This window comes from Ruegeria sp. YTSC004, assembly GCF_059609805.1.
This window is the reverse complement of the sequence record NZ_JBXWMJ010000007.1, coordinates 1-17,294: the sequence shown is the minus strand read 5'-3', so window position 1 is coordinate 17,294 and position 17,294 is coordinate 1. Positions and strand designations below refer to the sequence as shown.

The window sequence follows — 17,294 nt, the reverse complement described above, 5'->3', positions numbered from 1 at the left end:
GAACCCGCCCCAGACCCCATATTATTGGGAAAGGAGGCCACAATGACTCAGGAGTTTCTGACGTCCGTCTTTGGCTGGATGGCTGTGCTTAACATCGCGGTTCTGCTGTTCACCACAGTGATGATCTTGCTGTTGCAGGATTGGATCGCAGGCATCCACGGCAAGATGTTCCAGATGGAGCGCCCCGCAGTGAAACGGGCATATTTCCGGTATCTGGCCAACTACAAGATTTTGACACTGATCTTCTGCATCACTCCTTGGCTGGCATTGAAACTGGCCTGATACGCTGATCGTTGAAACATCGCCCTTTGGCCGCTAGGTCATTTACAGCACGTATTTCTGTCATCCGGAGCCAGACCATGCACAAGCAAACCGAAATAGAACTTCAGGCAGCCGCATTCCGTCGCTTGCAACAGCATCTGATGGAGGACCGCACCGATGTGCAGAACATCGACATGATGAATCTGGCCGGGTTCTGCCGCAACTGCCTGTCGCGATGGTATCAGGAAGCCGCCAATGAAAAAGGCATCGAGATGGGCAAGGATGAAGCCCGTCAAATTTTCTATGGCATGACCATGGATGAATGGAAAGCCAACTACCAGACCGACGCCAGCCCGGAGAAGCAGGCCGCCTTCAAGGTCGCGTTCGAAGAGAATGTGACGAATAAGGGCTGACGCCCAAAACGAAAGAGGCCCGCCAACCTGGCGGGCCTTTTGTTTAGATTGCGACCTTGCGGCTTTCGTCCAGATAAATCTCTCGCAAACGCTTGGCGATTGGCCCCGGCGTACCGTCGCCCAGCGTAACCCCGTCAATCTCAACCACGGGCATGACAAACGCACTGGCCGAAGTTGTAAAAGCCTCATCCGCTTCCTTCGCCTCATCAATGGTGAACAGGCGTTCTTCCACTTCCATCTGCGCCTCGGCGGCCATACGCAGGACGGCCTTGCGGGTGATGCCGTGCAGAATGTCGTTCGAAAGCGGGCGGGTGACGATCTTGCCGTCCTTTACGTAGTAGGCGTTGTTGCTGGTGCCTTCGGTCACATAACCGTCCTCAATCAACCACGCATCGTCACAGCCTGCCTTCTTGGCCATCATCTTGCCCATCGACGGGTACAGCAGCTGAACGGTCTTGATGTCGCGGCGGCCCCAGCGGATGTCTTCGATCGAGATGATCTTGGCGCCCTTCTTGGCGGCTGGGCTATCGGCCAAGCCGGGCTTGTTTTGAGTGAACAGCACAAGGCTGGGCTTGGTATCTGCGGGCGGGAATACAAAATCGCGGTCGCCATCCGAACCGCGGCTGACCTGCAGATAGACCAGCCCTTCTTCGATGCCGTTCAGCTCTACCAGCTTGCGATGAATTTCCAGCAACTCATCCTTTGTGCAGGGCTCAGCCATCTCCAGCTCATCCAGAGACCGTTTGAGGCGTACTGCGTGACCTTCGAAATCGATCAGCTTTCCATCCAGAACACTGGTGACCTCATAGACAGCATCTGCAAACAGAAAACCACGGTCAAAGATGGATACTTTGGCCTCGGTCTCAGGCAGATATTCGCCATTTACATAAACGGTGCGGGTCATGTCTTGTCTCCTCAGCCCCAGAGGTCCGCTTTGGGCGGGTGCACTCCGGCATCATCAAAAATCAGCGGGTTGTCGCGGTCTTCGGCCAGCAGAAGCGGGCCGTCAAGGTCTGTTACCATTGCGCCCTGTGCCAACAGTGTCGCAGGTGCCATAGCCAAAGAGCTTCCGACCATGCATCCGACCATCACGCGATAGCCTTCAGCAAGCGCCTGTTCCCGCAGGGCCAGCGCCTCTGTCAGGCCGCCCGTTTTGTCGAGCTTGATGTTGACCACATCGTACTTGCCCTTGAGTGCAGGCAGGCTTGTGCGATCATGACAGGACTCATCGGCACACACCGGCACGGGGCGCTCCATCCCGATCAGCGCGTCATCTTCACCGGCGGGCAAAGGCTGCTCGACCAGGGCCACACCCAATCGCACCAGATGCGGGGCAAGGTCCGCGTAAACACCAGCGGACCAGCCTTCGTTTGCATCGACGATGATCGTGGCATCTGGTGCACCTGCGCGCACGGCCTCCAGCCGGGGCATGTCATCCGGCGTTCCCAGCTTGATCTTCAACAAGGGCCGATGCGCGTTGACGGCAGCCTGTGCCTGCATCTTTTCCGGCGTATCGAGCGACAGTGTATACGCAGTGATCTCTGGTCCCGGAACTGGCAGCCCGGCCAGATCCCAGGCGCGCTTTCCGGCGCGTTTTGCCTCCAGATCCCAAAGGGCGCAGTCCACCGCATTCCGCGCCGCGCCTGCAGGCAAAAGGTCCATCAGGCTGTCGCGGGTAAATTCAGCAGGCAAAGCTGCGATCTCGGCCTCGACCGAATCCAGCGTTTCATCATACCTGGCATAGGGCACGCATTCGCCCCACCCCTGATGGGTACCGTCAGAAATCCGAACCGTCAGCACCCTGGCCTCGGTCCGAGACCCACGCGAGATCGTAAAAACCTGCGCCAGCCGAAACATGTCACGAGAAACTTCTACCTGCACGCGCCAGCTCCTTCATCTTTTTCAAAATACTCTCGCCGAAGGCGGACAAGCCCGCCTCCGACGCGCCGCTTAGATCACAGTGCGGCCAGCGCATCCACCAGCTTACCCGAACCAAAGCGGAACGGGTCAGTCGCAGGCAGGCCCATTTCCGCCTCAACCTTGGCCAGGTATGCGGTGGCGTCCTCTTCGGACATATGCTGGGTGTTAACCGAAACCCCAACGACCTCACATGCCGGATTCGCGACCTTTGCCAGTGCCAGCGCCGTGTCGCGCAACGCTTCCAGTGTCGGCAACTGATAGGTCGGCAGCCCGCGCATATGCTCTCGGGTCGGTTCGTGGCTCAGGATCAGCGCATCGGGCTGGCCGCCGTGGATCAGCGCCATGGTCACACCGGAATAAGACACGTGGAACAGCGACCCCTGCCCTTCGATCAGATCCCAGTGGTCATCATCATTGTCAGGTGTCAGCCATTCGACCGAACCCGCCATGAAATCCGCGATGACCGCGTCCAATGGCACGCCGTCCCCGGTGATCAGGATGCCGGTCTGACCGGTTGCGCGGAAGGTCGACTTCATGCCGCGCTCGCGCATTTCGGCATCCATTGCCATCGCAGTATACATCTTACCGACCGAGCAATCGGTGCCAACGGCCAGGCAGCGCTTACCTTTGCGCTTGATACCATTTGCAATCGGATACTCGACCGATGGCACACGAACATCGTGCAGCTTGCGGCCAGTGGCCTCGGCAACGGCAACCAGATCGGGTTCGTCACACAACAGGTTGTGCAGGCCCGAGGCGAGGTCAAATCCTTCCTCGAGCGCCATCACCAGAACTTTCTTCCATTCCTGGCTGATCACGCCGCCACGGTTGGCCACGCCGATGACCAGCGTCTTGGCGCCGGCTTCTTTCGCTTCGGTCAGGGACATGTCGGTCAGGCCCAAATCAGCCTTACAACCTTCCATACGGTACTGGCCGACGGCATTTTCAGGACGCCAGTCCTTAATGCCAACTGCCACTTTGGCCGCCAATTGGTCGGGCGCATCGCCCAAAAACAGCAGGTACGGTGTCTCGATCATTGCGGTTCACTCCTTTGATTCTGGCGCAATCTAGGGGACGATTTCCACGAGTGTTTCGCGTTTTCGCCTGACAACGCCCCGTCACGTGGGAAATTTTTGCGCCATTCCTTTAAGTAGCGCACTAATCTTTCAAGTTTTTAAAGCGATTAAACTTTAATCGCTGTTTTGACCCAGTATTGCGGCAATTGCTGCGATTGCATTGCCGCACCTGCACAAAGATGCTTGCTATGGCTTGCGCAATTTAATACCCCATGAGGCAAGAAAATCGTAATTTCCTTTCTCGCACGAGGTCCAGATGAGCTTTCGCATCCAACCCGCCGCCCCCGCGCGCCCCAACCGTTGCCAGTTGTTCGGACCGGGATCAAACACCAAGCTGTTCCCGAAAATGGCCGCGTCGGCCGCTGACGTAATCAACCTCGACCTTGAGGACTCGGTCGCGCCGTCGGACAAGGACGCCGCGCGCGCAAATGTAATCGAAGCGCTGAACACCGTCGATTGGGGCAACAAATACATGTCCGTGCGCATCAACGGGCTGGACACACCCTATTGGTACCGCGATGTGGTGGACCTGCTGGAACAAGCCGGCGACCGGCTGGATCAGATCATGATCCCCAAGGTCGGCTGCGCGGCAGATGTCTACGCCGTTGACGCGCTGGTCACCGCCATCGAGCGCGCCAAGGGCCGCACAAAGCCCGTCAGCTTTGAGGTGATCATCGAATCCGCAGCTGGCGTTGCCCATGTCGAAGAGATCGCGGCCTCGTCTCCGCGCATGCAAGCGATGAGCCTGGGTGCAGCAGATTTTGCAGCCTCGATGGGGATGCAGACCACCGGTATCGGCGGCACGCAAGAAAACTATTACATGCTGCGCGAAGGCGAAAAGCATTGGTCCGATCCGTGGCATTGGGCGCAGGCTGCCATTGTTGCGGCATGCCGGACACATGGCGTTCTGCCCGTGGACGGACCCTTTGGCGACTTCTCAGACGACGAAGGTTACATCGCGCAAGCGAAACGTTCGGCTACCTTGGGCATGGTTGGTAAATGGGCGATCCACCCCAAGCAGATCGCGTTGGCCAACCTGGTCTTCACCCCGTCGGACGAAGCCGTGTCCGAGGCACGCGAAATCCTGGCTGCGATGGAGCAGGCCAAAGCCAATGGCGAAGGCGCAACCGTTTACAAAGGCCGTCTGGTCGACATCGCCTCGATCAAACAGGCCGAGGTGATCGTGGCGCAGGCCGAATTGATCGCCGCGAGCTGATCTAATTGAATAAGGCGCCCTTAGGGGCGCCTTATTGGGGCCTACCGGCCAAAGACGTCGTTAGGCGTCCATGTAAAACGCTCACCCTTTTTTCCTGACTTCATCATCAGGCAAGATGTACCGAGCTTCTGAAAATAGATTATCTTCAGCGGATACCAACCCGCCTTCGGCACCTCTACTTCGGTTCGTTGATTGGCCTCACACCCCTGAATACTATTGACTTTGCCGATCTGCTGCCCGCCGACCCAGGCATCGATCCCATCGTTTGACCATGTCTCCAACTCGTATACCCCCGGTGAGTCAAAGCGCATGTAACCGGTGATTTCTGCGGCGACATTATAGTGGTGGTCGAATGTCAAAACATCCTCGCCTTCGTTTGTATCCCTATAATCCAAACCGATCAGCGGCTGCCCCGGCTGAGCCTTAGGCAGCAACTGCTTGGCATGAGTGAGGTTGCGGATTTTGCGCTGAGTACCAGTTCCCACATATTTTACATTCAATCCCGCTTTTGGACTGGGTTGCGGACTGGCGGGCTGCAATTTGAGCGGCGCGGCCACTGCTGAACTGGCGATAAACGCCGCAGCTGCTATCAGCGCTCCAATGCGAACAAATTTCATTATCTTCTCCCTGTGTGTGGCCTGTTGGGGTTGTTCCCCTTCGATCAGGTCCTTGAGAAGACACTAGGCTGTGAAAATTCACCCGGCAAGCCGGTTGAAGATCACAATTCCAACGTCAGGCGCGCATATCCTTGGGTGAATCCATCACCACATAAGACGTGATCGACGTCACATGCGGCAGTGTTCCCAGAACTTCGGTGTGGAATGTCTTGTAGGAAGGCAAGTCCGCGCATTCCACGCGCAACAGGTATTCGATGGTCCCCGTGATATTGTGGCATTCGACCACTTCCGGCACACGTTGTAGGGCGCGTTCGAACCCTTCCTGTGCAGCTTTGGTATGTTCTCCCAGCCCAACGCCGATATAGGCGACAAATCCGACGCCAATCTCGGATGGGTTCAGGACTGCGCGGTAACCCGAGATTACACCCGAACGCTCCAGCTCCTGCACGCGGCGCAGGCAGGCAGAAGGAGACAGCCCCACCCGGTCGGCCAGATCCAGATTACTGATGCGGCCGTCTTGTGATAGCTCTCGCAATATTTGCTGATTTATGTGGTCAATTTTCGCCATTGATTGCGATATTAGTGAGATCACGCATTAAAACGCAATTTCATTTGTTCAGTTTGCAGCAATTATCCAACTCATGACCTACGATATCCTTCTGGCCTTGATCGCCTTTGCTTTTGTCTCGTCCATTACGCCTGGACCCAACAACCTGATGCTGATGGCGTCAGGGGTTAATTTCGGATTTCGCAAAAGCATCCCGCACATGCTGGGGATCGGGCTTGGGTTTACCTTCATGGTGCTATTGGTCGGCACCGGCCTCGTGCAGCTGTTCGACAGATATCCGATCAGCTATACGGTGCTGAAATTCGCCTCTGTTGCGTATCTTCTGTTCCTTGCTTGGAAAATCGCGCATGCCGCCCCGGCTAAGGGGCAAAACACGACAGGCACGCCGATGACGTTCCGGCAGGCGGCAGCCTTTCAGTGGGTCAACCCCAAGGCCTGGGCCATGGCCTTGACAGCCACAACTGCCTACACACCGGATCAGACCCTTCAGGCCATCGTTGTCGTGGCTCTTGTATTCGGAGCGGTCAACCTGCCCTCGGTCAGCACATGGACCGTTTTGGGTCAGCAAATGGCGCGCATCCTGACGAACCCACGCCGGCTGATGGTGTTCAACTGGACAATGGCGGCTTTGCTCGTCGGCTCGCTCTACCCTGTTCTATACCCGAACTGAGCAATTTCAGCGCCAGGTCTTCAGCCTGATTATCATGAACGTGGGCCAAAACACGCAGAACGCTGTCTTCATAACGGGTCGTCATCAGCATCCTTTCTATTTGCCCGCCTAGGGATGCATATTCTGCGGCCACATATCTTGCTGAATTCAAATCGGAATACACAGGTAAGAATGTTACACTGGGCGTATAACTCACGAGACCAATAGATTTTTCAACATGGTAAATGAGGACCAATATGAACAATCCATCTCGCCCGCTCCGCCAAATTCTGTTTGCCGCCATCCTTGCCGCAATACCGGCTATTGCGCAGGCCGATGACGTCCAGACACAAACCATGATTTCTGAACGTGTCAGCCAGCATAACCCGGCGCCCGAAGCCTATATCAAGGATCGCCCAATCCTGGGTTGGCAGCTGACCAGCGATGACTTCGACGCCATCCCCGACGCGATACGCGAAAACCTCGGTTCGGTTGATGGCACCAGTTACGATCAGGCTTACCTGACCGAGAACACCGGCTCGATCATTGCGCTGCAGTTCCGCAAGGATGGCCCAGACTTCTACATCATCGGCAAAAGCACGTTTGACGAGGCCTACGAGCTGGTTTCGCTGGACAGTGTTGCCGCCAAGAATACGCGCCTGATCGAACGGCTGGACATGGCCCCTGAGGTCAAGGCGATGTTCGAAGATCAGGCGCCCGGCATTGTTGGCGCGCTCAAGACAACACCGGTTGATATGCTGCGCCTGTCTGATCTGGGATATGCAAAAAGCGATGCTCTGACCATTCAGGCCCCATGGGGCGAACAGACCAAACCCGAAGGCGCAGACGCATTTCTGGTCTGGGACAGCGGCGAGAACCAGTACTACATGGTGAACGCTGACGACGACGGCCTTCCGACCAGCTACGTACCTGTGAAGTGACCCATACCGGCGCGGCCCTTGATCGGGGCGCGCTTTACCTTGTGTTGCATTCCTCTGACAGCAAGTTCATATAGCAATGAACTTCCGCGTTGAGAGGCGTCATGACCCAGTATCTGGATTTCGAAAAACCCCTGGCCGAGATCGAAGGCAAGGCCGAGGAACTGCGCGCGCTGGCCCGTGCCAACGAAGAGATGGACGTGGCCGAAGAAGCCGCTGCGCTGGACGCCAAGGCTGCCAAGCTGCTGGACGAGCTTTACGGTGACCTCACTCCGTGGCGAAAATGTCAGGTCGCGCGTCACCCTGAACGCCCCCATTGCCAGGATTACGTGGCAGAACTGTTTACCGAATTCACACCGCTAGCGGGTGATCGCAACTTTGCTGACGATCTGGCTGTGATCGGTGGCCTGGCCCGTTTCGACGACCAGCCCGTCATGGTGATCGGGCACGAAAAAGGCTCGGACACCAAATCTCGGATCGAACGGAATTTCGGCATGGCCCGCCCTGAAGGTTATCGCAAGGCCGTACGCCTGATGGAAATGGCTGGACGTTTCGGTCTGCCCGTCATCACTCTGATCGACACGGCCGGTGCATATCCGGGCAAAGGTGCCGAGGAACGCGGCCAGTCCGAGGCCATCGCGCGGTCGACCGAAATGTGCTTGAAGATCGGCGTGCCTTTGGTGTCTGTGATCATCGGCGAAGGTGGTTCAGGCGGCGCAGTAGCGTTTGCCACGGCAAACCGGGTCGCGATGCTGGAACATTCGGTCTATTCGGTAATCTCACCTGAAGGCTGTGCGTCGATCCTGTGGAAGGATTCGGAAAAGATGCGTGAGGCCGCCGAAGCGCTACGGCTGACTGCTCAAGACCTGCAAAAGCTGGGCGTCTGTGATCACATCATCACCGAACCCAAGGGCGGCGCGCATCGCGACCGCGCCGCAACGGTCGACTCTGTACGAGGTGCCATTGCTGCTATGCTGAAAGAACTGGATGGCAAGGATGCGGCAGCCCTGATCAAGGACCGCCGCCAAAAATTCCTGGATATCGGCTCGAAAGGGCTGGCGGCGTAATCCGTCAGCCGCCGAGCTGACGCAACAAAGCCGCTGAAGGTTCACCGGTTACGGCCAAACCACTGGCGCGTTGATACGCGCTGATGGCGGATTTCGTATTGTTGCCGATAACCCCATCCGCGCCCTGGGTGTCGTACCCTGCGGATGTCAGTCGGCGCTGCAGCTCTTTGCGATCCTCAAGCGTCAACCCGGTCGCATCGGGCCCGAACGAGGCCTGAAACGGGGCGCCACCGGCGATCCGGTCCGACAGATGCCCAACGCCGATCGCGTAGCTGTCCGAGTTGTTATAGCGCTTGATCACCTGGAAGTTGCGGAACACCGCAATCCGCGGCCCCGGCGTTTGCGGCTGCAACACCGCCACAGGCGTTCCCGAAACAGTACCTGCTTCGCCCCCCCAAGGCTGTCCGCGTACCCAGCCAGCGCGCGCCAGATATGCGGCGGTCGAGGCCAAAGAGTCCGTGGGATCCTCAGACCAGATATCCCGACGACCATCACCGGTAAAATCCACCGCGTAGGCCAAATAAGAGGTCGGGATGAACTGCGTGTGCCCCATCGCCCCGGCCCAACTGCCGGTCATGTTCGCGGGCGATGTATCGCCCTCTTGAATGATCTTCAGGGCGGCTATCAATTGCTTTTCAAAAAACGCACCGCGACGCCCGTCATAGGCCAAGGTTGAAACCGCTGATACCACCGGCACATCCCCGCGGCGGGCTCCATACCGGCTTTCCAAGCCCCATACGGCCACGACAACCTCTTTGTCGACGCCGTATTTTGCCTCGATCGCTGACAGGGTTCCGGCATGGCGTACCAGCATCTGTTTGCCGGTTGCGATCCGTTCATCCGACGCAGCAATCGCCAGGTAGTCTTCGAGTGAGCGCTTGAATTCGACCTGATTGCGGTCCCGTTCGATCACATCCGGCAGATACCCTGCCCCCTGAAAGGCCCGGTTGATGGTGGTCTGAGAAATGCCTTGCGAGGCCGCGCGCGACTTGAACCCGGCAACCCAGGCGTCCCACCCTGCGTTGGGGACGGCCCGCATCCGCGTTGCCGGGGCGCTGGTTGGCGCGCCACCCGAACAGGCGGCCAAAAAGGTTGACCCAAGTCCAACTGAAAATAGGCGTCGATTGATCATGTCTGAAATCTGCTCTTGTTGTGATTTGGGTCAGAGTATCGCAGACCAAGTGCGCAAGCTAGTTCTGCGGTGCCTGGAAAAGGCAACCCGATCACTTCGGCGACAAGCCGCTCAACTGACCAGCATGCGCAGCCCCTGCGTCACATCTGAACGTACGGCCAGCCGCAATCCGGGCTCATCCCCCGCCTTCAACGCGGCGATGATCAGCTTGTGATAATGCGGCGGCTCTGTCCGCCGCAACCGCCCGTAAAGCGCGCGCATCGTCGGCCCCAACTGAAGCCACACGGTTTCCACAATGGCCAGCATCGCCGGAGCCTGAGCGCGCAGATACAGCGTGCGATGGAATTCCAGGTTTGATCGGATGTAACCGACGGCATCCCGTTTCGTGACCATTTCCGCGACGGTCATGTTGATGCTCTGCAACCGGTCTATCAGCGCCATGTGCGCACGGGGCAATGCACGGCTGGCCAGCTCGACTTCTAGCAGTGCACGCAGGGCTGCCAGCTCTTCGATACGGTCATTGGTCAGCTCGGGCGTGGACACCCGACCCGAAGAAGACAGAAACAACGCCCCTTCGGCCACCAGCCGCCGCACCGCTTCACGCGCAGGCGTCATTGAGACATCAAATTCCTTGCCGATGCCGCGCAGGGTCAACGCCTGCCCGGGCGCTATGTCGCCGTGCATGATACGCGAGCGCAGGGCTCGATAGACCAGATCATGAGCTGCAGGTTGGGTTTCGGTTTGGCGAGCGCTTAACATAACCCCATGTGATCACAAATTGCCGCGCGGTCAACTCGTCGCGCCATCAAATCTGTACTGATGAAGCTGCGCCCCGTTGTCGCGCAGCCAGCGCCTTTGGGCTTTGCAGTCACCAAACAGACGCTCGACCTGCGCCCAGAACGCGGGGGAATGGTTCATTTCGTCCAGATGCGCAACCTCATGTGCGGCGACATAATGAAGGATGTCCGATGGCGCGAGGATCAGGCGCCACGAAAACATCAGGCCACCAGCGGAACTGCACGATCCCCAACGAGACCGCGTATCGCGCAAGGTCAGGCTGGAATAAGGACGGCCCAGCATAGCCGCATAATCGTCGCAAGCCTCGGTCAGGCGATCCCGCGCCAGTTCCTTTAGGAACCGTGCCAATCGCCGGGCTTCGGCCCCTTTGGGGACTGCAACCTCTGCGTCCCGCAGCAGAACGCGTCGGCCCTCTGCCAGTACGATTCGCCTATCTTTGCCTTCTATAGGGATTGATTGTCCGAATCCTACGGCTGATGGGTTGGGTCGGTCCTCAAGATGCTGACGGATCCAGTCTTCCTTGACCTTGGCGAAATTCAGCGCCTCGGCTTCAGCCACACCTTTAGGGTAGGTTAGTGTAACCCGCCCATCCAATTGAGAAATCCGCAGGCTGATACGCCGCGCCCTGGCTGATTTGCGCAGCGTTAGCGGCACCGGCGGTTTTCCGGGCAATGCGTGATCCCCCATGTGCCTGTTTCTCCTGCTCAAAGGCTTTGACAGTGCCCGCTGCATGTGGCACGTGACCTGAATCATTACTACGACTCACCTGATATCAAGGGGATCTGAAATGCCCAAGGAAGAATGGGGTGTAAAGCGCGTTTGCCCGACGACCGGTAAGCGGTTTTACGACCTGAATAAGAACCCGATCGTCAGCCCCTACACCGGCGAGATCGTGGAGCTTGAAACCGGCAAGAGCCGGATGATCGCCGCAGATGCGGAAGATGCCGCATCGGCAAAAGCACGCGAAAATGCTTCAGAAGAAGATCTGGTTCTGGACGATGACGAAAATGTCGACGTCGAACTGGACGATGATCTGTTGGACGATGATGACGACAGCAACGATGACGTTTCGCTGGAAGAGATTACCGACATGCCGTCGGAAGACGACAGCTAAAACCTGTCCGGGGCGGCCCCTGCGCCGCCTCAGACGATCCTCGGATGCAAGACAGAAACTTTTCCGCAAACTCCATTTTTGGACTTGCACTCAATGTCACTGTCTCATAAATGTCCGCCCACCGCAGCCGCGGTACCATGATGGGGCCTTAGCTCAGTTGGGAGAGCGCTTGCATGGCATGCAAGAGGTCAGGGGTTCGACTCCCCTAGGCTCCACCAAAAACCTCATATAATTTATACGCTTACGGACCACTACGGCTCATTGGTGTCGAGGGTGCGCCCCTGTGGGGTGCGCTGGGGGTGCAGTATCGTCCGCAATATGGGCAATATGGGCTAGTTTGACCGACGACTCGCCCACCCTACTGTCAACATCAAAGATGTCAAAAAGACTGCATCTTTTCTGTTTTAACCAAGCGTCGGACAGTTCAAGCTAATAAGTATGAGCAGTATAGCTCTAAACCTGATCGACGTCATAACCATAATTGGAACATTGGCATCGGTGGCAGGTCTGGTCGTCGCACTGGGAAAGTTTGGCCACAAGTAACAGTGCAACGACCCAAATCTAGAAACCTATCTAGCAGGCGGACACTGGCGACAGTGCCCGTCACGACTCACAGTAGACTCAGGATGACATTGGCATCAAGTTGAAAGCGCGATGATCCGTTGACAGCCGCAAGAACAAAATTAGAACATGCGGTATGAATCGATGGCCGCGAACGATCCCCTACGACCTGCGTTGCAGGCTGGAAAGTCTGCACGAACACCGCAGTGCACCCAGCATCCAAACCCAATGGGGTGAAGTGCTTGAATGGCTGGAAAAGCATGGTGTCGAGCCACCAGACCACCCGTTACCGATTGCACCAGAGTTAGACGGGCCAATCGGGCATCGTTAGGGCAAGACTACCTTTCAAGCAGATCGTGTCTGCGTCAGGGTCGGTCAGTTGGTGCGTGATCATAAAGATTAGAGTTGCACATACTCTAGCATTTTCCCAATCCGCCGCTTCGACGTGCCGGGTCAGGTTTGCCGTAAATTTTTGCAGGTGCTTTTTAGCCGCAGTGCGCGACACGACCTCTAGTGGTTCTGGCACCGCATCTGTCTTGAATTCGATTACGTTGTCATCGCTCATGGTCAGGCTGCCGGTTGCTCTGGTGCGTCACCCAACGCGAACAACAACAGAATTGCTAATATGGGTGATCCAACAAGACCAATCAGAAACCAGATCAGGCCGGATCGGTTGCGCCGTCCCGCCATCGTGATCGGCAGGATGTAGAGCCAGATCACGACAATAAGCAACACGAGCATAGCGATGAGTTGGATAATCGGTGCTTCCATGGCTTAGTTACCTTTCGTTTCGTTCTGTCAACTGTACCGTGCCTCGCCAAACTGCTTAATTGGCCGACCTGTCAGATCATCCAATGCCATTAACCGGGTGGTTATCCCTACTGTGGAAGTTCACCGAAATAACCGCTTAGGTAAGCTATAATTGCTCCTATCACACCGACCACGATCACAATTTAGATTAACGCACCGTTGCCCCTTGAGTAGTATCCCATCGTGAGAAGTCCGACGACAAAGATGCCAACTAAAAAGTAAAGAACTGTGTTGTCCATTTTGAAACCTAAACTACAAAAACTTTTTGTGACGATAAGATAGAGTCGCGTCGCCGGTCCAATGCAAAAAGGTCACGCTCAATGGCGGGACTGACACTCGTTACCCCCTCATCCCCAAAAATACCCGCATTGTTCGGAGGGAAACCAGTTGAACAACGCGGGTAGCAGTTTGGGGTAAATTTGTTACGGCGAGGATCACAGGTTGGATCATAAGTTCCCCGCGCCGCCCAATTCGGGGACGACGAGCAGCGCGGGGCCAATCTGGTCAGGGGACTGCCCAGCTAAATGGGGCATGAGTGTTACAGGTCGTTTCGCTAGTTGAATCAATAGCCGGTACCCCGCCTCGGTTCAGCGGGTGTTTTTTCTCTGGGCGAACCGAACATCAAAGCCAGTATCCATGACTTGGTTGATTAACTTGGGTGTTGATGAACCACGGTACGAACCTCAATTCGGATTAAAACTTCCGAGAGTAGCTAAGTAGTTGATCTGTATATTATTAATTTGGCGGAAATTAAAAAACTATTGGCCGTGAATCGAAAGCAATTCGACCCCAAAACACCCTATTTGAACAACATAATTCATCCGCTTCGTGGAAGGGTCTTGGGAACAATGGAACTAGTTGTCTTGGCCGTTGTTTTTGGCGGACTTTTGATTAAGGTCACTGGCTCAAGCCGCTCTATAGGTCGCTCCATAGGCCGTGCGGTAGGTCGCTCTCGTCGGAGAAGAACCTCCCTAAAGCCGGTAGTTCGACCTAACAATCGGCGATCAACGCTGAAGCCAGTTGTTCGACCCAACAATAGACGCCGCATCCACAAGCCAGCATACCCAATACCAGCAATGCCAAAGAGCATGATGCTGCAAGGGCGTGCTTATGTGATAGATGGAGACACTATCCGAATAAATGGAACAAAAATTCGTTTGGCTGGAATCGATGCTCCGGAATTGGACATGCCTTACGGCCAAAAGTCCAAATGGGCGATGGTCGAAATTTGTAAGGGGCAGACCATTACCGCAGAACTTGATGGTGAAAGGTCTTACGACCGACTTGTGGGAACATGCTATCTACCAGACGGTCGAGACATTGGTTCAGAGTTAATTAAACAAGGACTGGCGTTAGATTTGCCGGAGTTTTCTCGTGGTAAGTATCGCCATCTAGAGCCACCGGGAGTGCGGCGAAGGCTCGCTAACGGGCAATTTGGGCATGCTTCTGTCCGCATTCGACAGAGGACGACAATAATGGTGAGCCGGAGCTGAGACTATTAGGCTCTGGACCTATTAACAGGTCGGAGCGTAAACGGCTGCTTTGATCCAGAGCAGACACTGGTAAAAAACACGGCTATGACCGGGTTGCGGACGAAGCCGCCGGATTGGGTCGCCTGCTTAACTTTGCTTTCTCAGATTGGAAGGCCTGCTTTTAGCCATCCATCCCGCCATTGCTCCGAGCATTCGGGAACGCTGAATATGGGGAGCTTCGTTTGTTCTTTAATGTCGAGATCCGGACGAAGTTCCTTCAGTTCAGATACCGCAGCCCTTGCTGACTCAAGGTCTCCGTTTTGAGCCAAGGATGCGATGAGCATGAGATGAGTAATCACGAATTTCGCCCTAATGGCCAAGGCGTTTCGATTGGCCTCTACAGCTTCAGCATAGCGGCCAAGTTGGAAAAATGCGGAGGCTTGCCCTACATAGGCTGCGTGCCGCATCGGATCTTTCGGACTGAGATTGATCGAGTGTGTCGCGTGTTCGAGGGCTTCTTCGGGTCTGTCGAGAAAATTCAGATTGATGCCAGCGAGCATGTGAACGGTCGCAGCATTTGGATTTTCGGCTAGTGCTTGTTTGAAAACTGCGCGAGCTCGCGGCAAGTCTTGTGCAAGCATAGAGATTGAGTGTGCGGCGTAAGCCAACGCGATTCCATCCGCGCGGTCACTTAACAACACACGTTCTGCTGCGGTTACGGCTGCTTTAGGCCCTTCATCAATCGGCTTAAGTCCCTGTACCATCCTTTGGATATGCAGCCACGCAAGCAATCCAGCTGCCGACGAATAATCAGGATCGCGCTCCAACGCCAGACGTGTAAGGCGAATAGCCTCACGGTTGTCTTCGTCGGTCAGCAGGTGAAAATGTGACTGAGCCTGGAGATAAAGTTCATACGCGTCGAGGTTTTCTGTCGGTTTCGCCCGAGCGCGGACCGTCTCGGCATGGCGAACGGACGGTTCGATTGCCGTGACAACTTCCTGTGTGACCTGATCTTGAAGGTCAAAAACATCGTCCAGCATCCCATCGAAACGATCGGCCCAAATATGGCTGCCATTCTCTGCATCAATTAACTGTCCTGTTATCCGCAGACGCTGACCCGCGCGCCTTACAGAACCTTCAAGCACATATCTCACGCCGAGCACCTGCCCGACTTCGCGAATGTCAGTGCTCTTTCCTTTGAATGTAAAAGACGAGTTTCGCGCCACGACCATCAACCAACGAAACCGAGACAACTCAGTTATGATGTCCTCGGTAATCCCATCGGCGAAAAACTCTTGTTCAGTGTCGCCAGACATATTGTCAAACGGCAGCACAGCAATACCGGGTTTCTCCGATTTGACAGTTGGACTTGTAGCCGCCGAACCGACAGGCCACTGCCACACGCCAACGGGGCGGGCAATGTTCTTCAATTCGGCCTGCTGGCCGCCAGAGAACGAGGCGGCGGCATTCCTGTCTAGGCTGTTATGTGCGGTGTCTGAAATCAATATTTGCCCCGGTTCCGCTAATGCCTCGAGACGGGAAGCTATGTTGATACCGTCACCGAATATATCATCACCTTCCGAAACGACTTCCCCGGTATGTATGCCGATGCGGATTTGGATTTCCTGTGGTCGGTCAGCAATCTGAACAGCAATCGCGCATTCTGTCGCGGCTGATGCGGAGCGAAACTCAACAATCCATCCGTCGCCCATGCTTTTGACCAGTCGCCCATCATGGGCTGCTAAAGCGGGTATTAGATGATCCTCACGGAAAGCCTTGAGCGCTTTGAGTGTTCCGTCCCTATCCTGATCCATCAACGCCGAGTATCCGGCGACATCAGCCGCCAGCACCGCAGCAAGCCTCTTTTCCATGTTTCTCTCCCCGCTTGTTGGAAGCTAGCTTGTAGAAAGAGCAATGTCAGCCCGGTAGTTAGAGCAAAGGGGTTCCATCAAGAAAGCGCGACCGCTTTGGGCTCTTACCGTTGGTAGATACTAGCGGCAGAGAATGGCAGCAGGGAACCCAAAGCTACGTGCAGATGTGCTTGATCTTACGGAAGTATCACAACTACCTTTCCAGTATGTTTGTCCGTTTTGTCAGCAATAGACCTCATCCCAATATCAACGCAGAACTCGGTATGTTTGCGGCCCGCGACCATGTTGATTTTTCAAAGCAGAAAGGGAGCATTCAGAGAGCACATGAAGAAGCATTCTACTGGTTCAGCGCAGATGGCGGTGGCGGGTTAACCTATCCCCGGCTCAAGGGAAAGGTTCGCACACCCGACGTTAGAAGGTCGCTGTTTTGGTTTCGGGAAGATGCCAAATTTTTCCGTCGTGAGGCTGGTAGCGTTGTTGTACGGGCGCGCGAACTGGCAGCCGTTCTAACTCTTGCGGGGTGTGAGATTCGCGAAATAGGAACGAGAACTCCGGGTAAAATAATCTGGGAAGACAGCCGCCAAGTGCTCGCGCTGCCAAACTTCGAAAGAGTTCCTAGAGCGTTTTGAGCTGGGTTGTCGAACGGCAACTTCGTCCGCGCAGCAGGCGCTCAGAAAAACTTGCCGACTGACCGCTTCGAGCCCATAGTGACGGATGCTGCGATTTGGTCGAACGACATGGTGTGATCGCGGTGGTCGCTCTCCTTGGGCAAACGAGGCCTGATATTATCAGCCTCACCAATCAAAAGCCG

The 17,294-nt window shown here is 55.8% G+C and carries 20 protein-coding genes and 1 tRNA gene; 10 read left to right on the top strand and 11 right to left on the bottom strand.

Features of this window, described 5'->3' with window-relative positions; translation table 11 throughout:
• Positions 1 to 42: 42 nt before the first annotated feature.
• Together AC2FFP_RS13325 and AC2FFP_RS13320 are read left to right on the top strand one after the other, a co-directional pair.
• The gene (locus AC2FFP_RS13325) at positions 43 to 282 is read left to right on the top strand and encodes a DUF6868 family protein (RefSeq protein ID WP_108861343.1); all 240 of its coding nucleotides are present in this window, start codon (positions 43 to 45) and stop codon (positions 280 to 282) included.
• Positions 283 to 359: 77 nt separating this feature from the next.
• Complete coding sequence (locus tag AC2FFP_RS13320) at positions 360 to 674, top strand: DUF1244 domain-containing protein (protein WP_496767290.1); 315 nt, start codon at positions 360 to 362, stop codon at positions 672 to 674.
• Between the two features lie 43 nt (positions 675 to 717).
• Here AC2FFP_RS13320 and AC2FFP_RS13315 read toward each other — a convergent pair whose 3' ends face one another.
• The 3 genes from AC2FFP_RS13315 to dgcN form a co-directional block, all read right to left on the bottom strand.
• The gene (locus AC2FFP_RS13315; protein WP_496726996.1) at positions 718 to 1,578 is read right to left on the bottom strand and encodes a D-amino-acid transaminase; all 861 of its coding nucleotides are present in this window, start codon (positions 1,576 to 1,578) and stop codon (positions 718 to 720) included.
• Between the two features lie 11 nt (positions 1,579 to 1,589).
• Entirely contained in the window at positions 1,590 to 2,555 is a 966-nt protein-coding gene (gene dgcA / locus AC2FFP_RS13310; RefSeq protein WP_496726995.1) for an N-acetyl-D-Glu racemase DgcA, read from the bottom strand.
• A gap of 74 nt (positions 2,556 to 2,629) precedes the next feature.
• Positions 2,630 to 3,631 carry an N-acetyltransferase DgcN gene (gene dgcN / locus AC2FFP_RS13305; RefSeq protein WP_108861347.1) on the bottom strand — a complete coding sequence of 334 codons (1,002 nt, stop codon included), beginning with the start codon at positions 3,629 to 3,631 and terminating at the stop codon, positions 2,630 to 2,632.
• Positions 3,632 to 3,926: 295 nt separating this feature from the next.
• Between dgcN and AC2FFP_RS13300 the strand changes: the two genes are divergently transcribed.
• Positions 3,927 to 4,886, top strand: coding sequence for an L-malyl-CoA/beta-methylmalyl-CoA lyase (locus AC2FFP_RS13300; protein ID WP_496726994.1), 960 nt, complete (start codon positions 3,927 to 3,929; stop codon positions 4,884 to 4,886).
• A 41-nt stretch (positions 4,887 to 4,927) separates the two neighbouring features.
• Here AC2FFP_RS13300 and AC2FFP_RS13295 read toward each other — a convergent pair whose 3' ends face one another.
• Both AC2FFP_RS13295 and AC2FFP_RS13290 read right to left on the bottom strand, forming a co-directional pair.
• The gene (locus tag AC2FFP_RS13295; RefSeq protein WP_109312215.1) at positions 4,928 to 5,503 is read right to left on the bottom strand and encodes a PA14 domain-containing protein; all 576 of its coding nucleotides are present in this window, start codon (positions 5,501 to 5,503) and stop codon (positions 4,928 to 4,930) included.
• Positions 5,504 to 5,618: 115 nt separating this feature from the next.
• A complete protein-coding gene (locus tag AC2FFP_RS13290; protein ID WP_058273360.1) occupies positions 5,619 to 6,071 on the bottom strand; it encodes an Lrp/AsnC family transcriptional regulator in 453 nt (150 codons plus the stop codon).
• 73 nt (positions 6,072 to 6,144) lie between these two features.
• Between AC2FFP_RS13290 and AC2FFP_RS13285 the strand changes: the two genes are divergently transcribed.
• From AC2FFP_RS13285 to AC2FFP_RS13275, 3 genes are all read left to right on the top strand, one after another.
• The gene (locus tag AC2FFP_RS13285; protein ID WP_496881145.1) at positions 6,145 to 6,741 is read left to right on the top strand and encodes a LysE family translocator; all 597 of its coding nucleotides are present in this window, start codon (positions 6,145 to 6,147) and stop codon (positions 6,739 to 6,741) included.
• 236 nt (positions 6,742 to 6,977) lie between these two features.
• Entirely contained in the window at positions 6,978 to 7,661 is a 684-nt protein-coding gene (locus tag AC2FFP_RS13280) for a hypothetical protein (RefSeq protein WP_496726992.1), read from the top strand.
• 101 nt (positions 7,662 to 7,762) lie between these two features.
• Positions 7,763 to 8,725, top strand: a complete 963-nt coding sequence (locus AC2FFP_RS13275; RefSeq protein WP_108861352.1) for an acetyl-CoA carboxylase carboxyltransferase subunit alpha — start codon at positions 7,763 to 7,765, stop codon at positions 8,723 to 8,725.
• A gap of 4 nt (positions 8,726 to 8,729) precedes the next feature.
• Here AC2FFP_RS13275 and AC2FFP_RS13270 read toward each other — a convergent pair whose 3' ends face one another.
• From AC2FFP_RS13270 to AC2FFP_RS13260, 3 genes are all read right to left on the bottom strand, one after another.
• Positions 8,730 to 9,857 (bottom strand): lytic murein transglycosylase, encoded by a 1,128-nt coding sequence (locus tag AC2FFP_RS13270; protein ID WP_496767294.1) that lies wholly within the window; start codon positions 9,855 to 9,857, stop codon positions 8,730 to 8,732.
• A gap of 111 nt (positions 9,858 to 9,968) precedes the next feature.
• Positions 9,969 to 10,616 carry a GntR family transcriptional regulator gene (locus AC2FFP_RS13265; protein ID WP_496767296.1) on the bottom strand — a complete coding sequence of 216 codons (648 nt, stop codon included), beginning with the start codon at positions 10,614 to 10,616 and terminating at the stop codon, positions 9,969 to 9,971.
• Between the two features lie 30 nt (positions 10,617 to 10,646).
• The gene (locus AC2FFP_RS13260) at positions 10,647 to 11,342 is read right to left on the bottom strand and encodes a M48 family metallopeptidase (protein ID WP_496767298.1); all 696 of its coding nucleotides are present in this window, start codon (positions 11,340 to 11,342) and stop codon (positions 10,647 to 10,649) included.
• 100 nt (positions 11,343 to 11,442) lie between these two features.
• On the opposite strand from AC2FFP_RS13260, the gene AC2FFP_RS13255 reads away from it, so the two are divergent.
• Both AC2FFP_RS13255 and AC2FFP_RS13250 read left to right on the top strand, forming a co-directional pair.
• Positions 11,443 to 11,769, top strand: a complete 327-nt coding sequence (locus tag AC2FFP_RS13255; RefSeq protein ID WP_496726988.1) for a TIGR02300 family protein — start codon at positions 11,443 to 11,445, stop codon at positions 11,767 to 11,769.
• Between the two features lie 142 nt (positions 11,770 to 11,911).
• A tRNA-Ala gene (locus AC2FFP_RS13250) sits at positions 11,912 to 11,987 on the top strand.
• 647 nt (positions 11,988 to 12,634) lie between these two features.
• Here the strand turns inward: AC2FFP_RS13250 and AC2FFP_RS13245 are convergent.
• Together AC2FFP_RS13245 and AC2FFP_RS13240 are read right to left on the bottom strand one after the other, a co-directional pair.
• Positions 12,635 to 12,895, bottom strand: a complete 261-nt coding sequence (locus AC2FFP_RS13245) for a hypothetical protein (RefSeq protein ID WP_170418260.1) — start codon at positions 12,893 to 12,895, stop codon at positions 12,635 to 12,637.
• 2 nt (positions 12,896 to 12,897) lie between these two features.
• Positions 12,898 to 13,101, bottom strand: a complete 204-nt coding sequence (locus AC2FFP_RS13240) for a hypothetical protein (protein WP_170418263.1) — start codon at positions 13,099 to 13,101, stop codon at positions 12,898 to 12,900.
• 887 nt (positions 13,102 to 13,988) lie between these two features.
• Here AC2FFP_RS13240 and AC2FFP_RS13235 point away from each other — a divergent pair.
• On the top strand, positions 13,989 to 14,633 hold the full coding sequence (locus tag AC2FFP_RS13235) for a thermonuclease family protein (RefSeq protein WP_496881190.1): 645 nt from the start codon (positions 13,989 to 13,991) through the stop codon (positions 14,631 to 14,633).
• Positions 14,634 to 14,773: 140 nt separating this feature from the next.
• Here the strand turns inward: AC2FFP_RS13235 and AC2FFP_RS13230 are convergent, their stop codons facing one another.
• The gene (locus AC2FFP_RS13230) at positions 14,774 to 16,483 is read right to left on the bottom strand and encodes an adenylate/guanylate cyclase domain-containing protein (protein ID WP_496844403.1); all 1,710 of its coding nucleotides are present in this window, start codon (positions 16,481 to 16,483) and stop codon (positions 14,774 to 14,776) included.
• Positions 16,484 to 16,689: 206 nt separating this feature from the next.
• Here AC2FFP_RS13230 and AC2FFP_RS13225 point away from each other — a divergent pair, with 206 nt between their 5' ends.
• Entirely contained in the window at positions 16,690 to 17,112 is a 423-nt protein-coding gene (locus tag AC2FFP_RS13225; protein WP_496844402.1) for a hypothetical protein, read from the top strand.
• Positions 17,113 to 17,294 lie beyond the last annotated feature (182 nt).

Excerpts from the sequence above, each read along its gene's own strand:
- AC2FFP_RS13300 (WP_496726994.1), top strand. The coding sequence starts at position 3,927 with ATGAGCTTTCGCATCCAACCCGCCGCCCCCGCGCGCCCCAACCGTTGC.
- AC2FFP_RS13255 (WP_496726988.1), top strand. The coding sequence starts at position 11,443 with ATGCCCAAGGAAGAATGGGGTGTAAAGCGCGTTTGCCCGACGACCGGT.
- AC2FFP_RS13295 (WP_109312215.1), bottom strand. The coding sequence starts at position 5,503 with ATGAAATTTGTTCGCATTGGAGCGCTGATAGCAGCTGCGGCGTTTATC.
- AC2FFP_RS13280 (WP_496726992.1), top strand. The coding sequence starts at position 6,978 with ATGAACAATCCATCTCGCCCGCTCCGCCAAATTCTGTTTGCCGCCATC.
- AC2FFP_RS13240 (WP_170418263.1), bottom strand. The coding sequence starts at position 13,101 with ATGGAAGCACCGATTATCCAACTCATCGCTATGCTCGTGTTGCTTATT.
- AC2FFP_RS13225 (WP_496844402.1), top strand. The coding sequence starts at position 16,690 with ATGTTTGTCCGTTTTGTCAGCAATAGACCTCATCCCAATATCAACGCA.
- AC2FFP_RS13265 (WP_496767296.1), bottom strand. The coding sequence starts at position 10,616 with ATGTTAAGCGCTCGCCAAACCGAAACCCAACCTGCAGCTCATGATCTG.
- AC2FFP_RS13270 (WP_496767294.1), bottom strand. The coding sequence starts at position 9,857 with ATGATCAATCGACGCCTATTTTCAGTTGGACTTGGGTCAACCTTTTTG.
- AC2FFP_RS13315 (WP_496726996.1), bottom strand. The coding sequence starts at position 1,578 with ATGACCCGCACCGTTTATGTAAATGGCGAATATCTGCCTGAGACCGAG.
- AC2FFP_RS13260 (WP_496767298.1), bottom strand. The coding sequence starts at position 11,342 with ATGGGGGATCACGCATTGCCCGGAAAACCGCCGGTGCCGCTAACGCTG.
- AC2FFP_RS13275 (WP_108861352.1), top strand. The coding sequence starts at position 7,763 with ATGACCCAGTATCTGGATTTCGAAAAACCCCTGGCCGAGATCGAAGGC.
- AC2FFP_RS13285 (WP_496881145.1), top strand. The coding sequence starts at position 6,145 with ATGACCTACGATATCCTTCTGGCCTTGATCGCCTTTGCTTTTGTCTCG.
- AC2FFP_RS13235 (WP_496881190.1), top strand. The coding sequence starts at position 13,989 with ATGGAACTAGTTGTCTTGGCCGTTGTTTTTGGCGGACTTTTGATTAAG.
- dgcN (WP_108861347.1), bottom strand. The coding sequence starts at position 3,631 with ATGATCGAGACACCGTACCTGCTGTTTTTGGGCGATGCGCCCGACCAA.
- AC2FFP_RS13245 (WP_170418260.1), bottom strand. The coding sequence starts at position 12,895 with ATGAGCGATGACAACGTAATCGAATTCAAGACAGATGCGGTGCCAGAA.
- AC2FFP_RS13230 (WP_496844403.1), bottom strand. The coding sequence starts at position 16,483 with ATGGAAAAGAGGCTTGCTGCGGTGCTGGCGGCTGATGTCGCCGGATAC.
- AC2FFP_RS13290 (WP_058273360.1), bottom strand. The coding sequence starts at position 6,071 with ATGGCGAAAATTGACCACATAAATCAGCAAATATTGCGAGAGCTATCA.
- AC2FFP_RS13320 (WP_496767290.1), top strand. The coding sequence starts at position 360 with ATGCACAAGCAAACCGAAATAGAACTTCAGGCAGCCGCATTCCGTCGC.
- AC2FFP_RS13325 (WP_108861343.1), top strand. The coding sequence starts at position 43 with ATGACTCAGGAGTTTCTGACGTCCGTCTTTGGCTGGATGGCTGTGCTT.